At 35.5% G+C, this 4321-nt stretch carries 5 protein-coding genes; all 5 read left to right on the forward strand.

Features of this window, described 5'->3' with window-relative positions:
* A partial coding sequence (locus DWV06_RS08810) for an RHS repeat-associated core domain-containing protein (RefSeq protein ID WP_147289844.1) occupies positions 1–1185 on the forward strand: 1185 nt, incomplete at its 5' end.
* Positions 1186–1200: 15 nt separating this feature from the next.
* Positions 1201–1668 carry an Imm30 family immunity protein gene (locus tag DWV06_RS08815; protein ID WP_115481821.1) on the forward strand — a complete coding sequence of 156 codons (468 nt, stop codon included), beginning with the start codon at positions 1201–1203 and terminating at the stop codon, positions 1666–1668.
* Between the two features lie 284 nt (positions 1669–1952).
* On the forward strand, positions 1953–3251 hold the full coding sequence (locus tag DWV06_RS08820; RefSeq protein WP_115481822.1) for an HNH/endonuclease VII fold putative polymorphic toxin: 1299 nt from the start codon (positions 1953–1955) through the stop codon (positions 3249–3251).
* 11 nt (positions 3252–3262) lie between these two features.
* The gene (locus DWV06_RS08825; protein WP_115481823.1) at positions 3263–3643 is read left to right on the forward strand and encodes an immunity 50 family protein; all 381 of its coding nucleotides are present in this window, start codon (positions 3263–3265) and stop codon (positions 3641–3643) included.
* 205 nt (positions 3644–3848) lie between these two features.
* Positions 3849–4321: hypothetical protein (locus DWV06_RS08830; RefSeq protein WP_147289845.1), on the forward strand; the 473-nt coding region annotated here is incomplete at its 3' end.

A 4321-nucleotide genomic window follows, 5' to 3' on the forward strand; every position in this document is an offset into this window, starting at 1 on the left:
CAATATGGCGTACAGACGGATACAAATGGCTTGTATTATATGCGTGCGAGGTATTATAATACAGATATCAGAAGGTTTATCAATCAAGATATTCTGACCGGAAGTATTGAAAACAGCCAAAGTCTGAATCGTTACTGCTATGTGCAGGGGAATCCGATCCGTTATACCGATCCATTTGGATTGTGTCCACAAAACAACGGAAGCTTCAGTTCAATAGGACATACGGTACTAGATGTTATAGGGTTTATACCGGGGGTTAGAGATGTAGTAGATGTTATAAATGCAGGCTGGTACTTGTTAGAAGGAAATGAAGAAATGGCAGCACTAAGTGCTATGTCAGCCCTGCCACTTATAGGTTCCGTGGTAGGTTCTGGAATCCGTCTGGGATTCAAGGCATCGAAGTTTTTTAATAAAGCAGCCAAGACCGCAAAATATATCGAAAAGATATCAGAAGTGGTATCCTATACCGGCAGCTTCACAGTCAGTGCAGTGAACTTAAAGCATGATGTCACAAATGCCATCAAGGAATACAAAGCAACAGGAAGTATCAGCGCAGAAAGTGTATTCTCAATACTGGCAGACGGACTGGGAGTAGGACTTAGCGGCAAAGGCCTGGTATCCAGCGGGAAAAGCCTTCGAAAGATGCTTCAGTCAGACTTTACCGGAGTTGGAAAGAATACTTCACTGAAAGAGAAACTTAGTAAGAATAAATTTGGGCTAGGAAATCAGGCCGGAGGAAATGGGAATCGCCTTTCTTATGATTTGCAGTATTTTGCGAGTAAGGGGGTGGGTAACCCGCTATTAAAAGGTGAAGGTGATGTAGGAACGTATAAAGAGTTAATAGATGCAGGAAGGAGAGGGGACAACTTAACACCACATCATATGCCATCAGCTGAATATATGAAAAATAACGGGATTTCAAGAAATAATGGAATATCTATGAATATGGAACAACCAGCAATAGGAGGGCGTCATAGGTTAACAGATACCTATGGTAGGAATATGACAGATGCTGAAAAAGCTAACTATTATAGTTTGAGTCCAAGAGATGCATTGGCACATGATTTGTGGAATGCTAGAGAAATATATATCCAACAAGGTAAGTATACGCATGAAATAAGAGAAGGACTTTTAGATGTAATCAAAAGAAATAAAAGTGACCATCCAAATTTATTTAATAAATAGATAAAGGAGAAGAAAATGAATATATTAGATGAAGTAAAAATACTAAATGAAAATAAATTATTAAGAACTAATGAAGAAATAGAAAAATTTGAATGTGCAATAGAAAATATTTTAAGTAATAAAGATTATAAGGATATAAAACACCTATGCACAGGATTCGATGATAACACAGAAGATGATGAGGTTATGTTCAATCTAATACATGCAATAGAGTCATATGACCGTATAACTGACATAAAGTTAACTTTAAAAGAATTTATAGATTCAATTCCTAGTGTGTATTCGTATGCTAAGGAATGGATTAAAATAATGAATAAAAGAATATTAAATGATGAAAATAGTTTAGAGGAGTATATTAAAATAGCTGAAAATTGTGATGCGGAATTAAAGTTGATTTTAATAGAATTAATGAATGAAGTGAAGAAAGATAATCCTGAAAGATTTTTTCAACCAGTTAATAAGTTTTTAACTTATATAAAATAATATAGGTGAACTCTAAATGCAAAACTGTAATTCAGGTAACTGCATCAAAAGCAGTAACAGTAGAATATAGTTAAATATATGATGCAGAAGATACTAGAATTGCAGTACAGACCAAGAATATTTGTGAGGAATATGTAACCGATAAAGAAGCAGCCTATTCTCAGATTCTAAGTGTAACGACGTATAAAAAGAATATACTAGGCATTTTTAATAAGAAAGAAGATACGACAACTTATATTTATGGAAATGGTCTTATTAGTGAAACGAGTAAAACGAATTGATATTTGACCTATCATTATAATCACTTAGGAAGTACAACCAAGGTTACGAATGCAAGTGGAAAGGTTGCTTACCAATACACGTATGGAAGTTATGGAGAATTATTAAGTGGAAAGACCGGCATCATTCGTTACCTATATAATGGCCAATATGGCGTACAGACAGATACAAATGGCTTGTATTATATGCGTGCGAGGTATTATAATACAGATATCAGAAGGTTTATCAATCAAGATATTCTGACCGGAAGTATTGAAAACAGCCAAAGTCTGAATCGTTACTGCTATGTGCAGGGGAATCCGATCCGTTATACCGATCCATTTGGATTGTGTCCACAAAACAACGGAAGCTTCAGTTCAATAGGACATACGGTACTAGATGTTATAGGGTTTATACCGGGGGTTGGAGATGTAGTAGATGTTATAAATGCAGGCTGGTACTTGTTAGAAGGAAATGAAGAAATGGCAGCACTAAGTGCTATGTCAGCCCTGCCACTTATAGGTTCCGTGGTAGGTTCCGGAATTCGTCTGGGATTCAAGGCATCGAAGTTTTTTAATAAAGCAGCCAAGACCGCAAAATATATCGAAAAGATATCAGAAGTAGTATCCTATACCGGCAGCTTTACAGTTAGCGCAGTGAATTTGAAGCATGATGTCACAAATGCCATCAAGGAATATAAAAAAACAGGAAGTGTCAGTGCAGAAAGTGTATTCTCAATACTGGCAGACGGACTGGGAGTAGGACTTAGCGGCAAAGGCCTGGTATCCAGTGGGAAAAGCCTACGAAAGATGCTTCAGTCAGACTTTACCGGAGTTGGAAAGAATACTTCACTGAAAGAGGCACTTAGTAAGAATAAATTTGGGCTAGGAAATCAGGCCGGTGGAAATGGGAATCGCCTTTCTTATGATTTACAGTATTTTGCGAATAAGGGGGCGGGTATTCCTGTTTCTAGAAAGCAAGCTTTGTCAGAAATTAAGAAGGATTTAGGGATAAGTAAATCGCAACATCCTCTTGAGCAAAAAATGGTTCCTTTATTGGATGAGAATAAAAAGAGAATTCTAGATGCGAATAATAACTTTGTAGAAACACGTGAGTTAACATATTCAGTGCAAGGAAAATTTGATGTACAAGGAAATCCTATAGATAAGGTGGTTATACAAGACCATTCTTACGGACATTATTATAATTCGGGTATTGGTAATCAAACATCTCATTTTAATGTTAGACCTTCAACAAATACTAAGAACGGAGCCGTTCAGGGTATGAAGGACCATTATTACTTTAATTATAGAAATAGAAAATAGGTGGTGAAACTATGTTTGAAGGAATTGATAATGCAGTTGTAATTAAGAATATTTTTGGTGACAAAAATATATTTGAAAAAGCTGAACTAATTAATGTAAATTGGCAAATGATTGATTCTAGAATTGAGTTATCAATATTAGTTCATGATGAACCAACAAATGTTCCTAAAAAATGGGGTGTCTTTGAAAGTGTCTATGTAAGGCTAGAGTTTTATGGATTGAACTATTTAAGAATAGACGTAAAAGAAGATAAGCCAAGAATCGAGAAGTTTACTATGCAGAGCAATAGCGATAAGTACTGTTGCGAAATATCTATGAGTGATGAGCAGGAAATTCAGTGTACGTTTGAAGTGGCTCGTATTCAAAATATTAAACCGTTTGTAGATAAGTAGTAAATATTTATCAGTTTAAATCTATGTGGAAATGAGCGATATTGTAGAAGTGGAACAGATTTTTGTTTCCACTTCTTTTTTCTCAGTTTCTGTAATAAATATTGTGTCTTTGGTAATATATTGGTTATTCTTAGGTAAGCGCTTACTAAAAATGAAGGACTGACGAATACCAAAAGAGCAAATGGTACCATAGAATCAAGGACTTATGATAAAGCCGAAAGCCGGGAATTTAAAATCACAGCTAGACAAGAAAGGCAGTACTGTTTTAAATCGATATTCCTATCAGTATGACGCAAGAGGAAATATTACTTCTGTCTCACAAACAGAAAAGAAAAATATTGCAAGCCTTACTCAAACACAAATGAAATATGATAAGGCGAATCGTCTAATCTCTTATAATGGTAAACAGGTAAAATACGATGCTGACGGCAATATGACATATGGTCCACTAAACGGTACAATGACCACCTTCAAATATGATTGCAGAAACCGTTTGATACAAGCAGGTGACACCAAATATGAGTATGATGCAGAAGATACTAGAATTGCAGTACAGACCAAGAATATTCGTGAGGAATATGTAACAGATAAAGAAGCAGCCTATTCTCAGACTCGAAGTGTAACGACATATAAAAAGAATATACTAGGCATTTTTAATAAGAAAGAAGTTACTAAAAC

The sequence above is a fragment of the Anaerosacchariphilus polymeriproducens genome, assembly GCF_003363435.1.
Classification (GTDB): domain Bacteria; phylum Bacillota; class Clostridia; order Lachnospirales; family Lachnospiraceae; genus Anaerosacchariphilus; species Anaerosacchariphilus polymeriproducens.

Coding starts and splice junctions, on each gene's coding strand:
- DWV06_RS08815 (WP_115481821.1), top strand. CDS start 1,201: ATGAATATATTAGATGAAGTAAAAATACTAAATGAAAATAAATTATTA.
- DWV06_RS08825 (WP_115481823.1), top strand. CDS start 3,263: ATGTTTGAAGGAATTGATAATGCAGTTGTAATTAAGAATATTTTTGGT.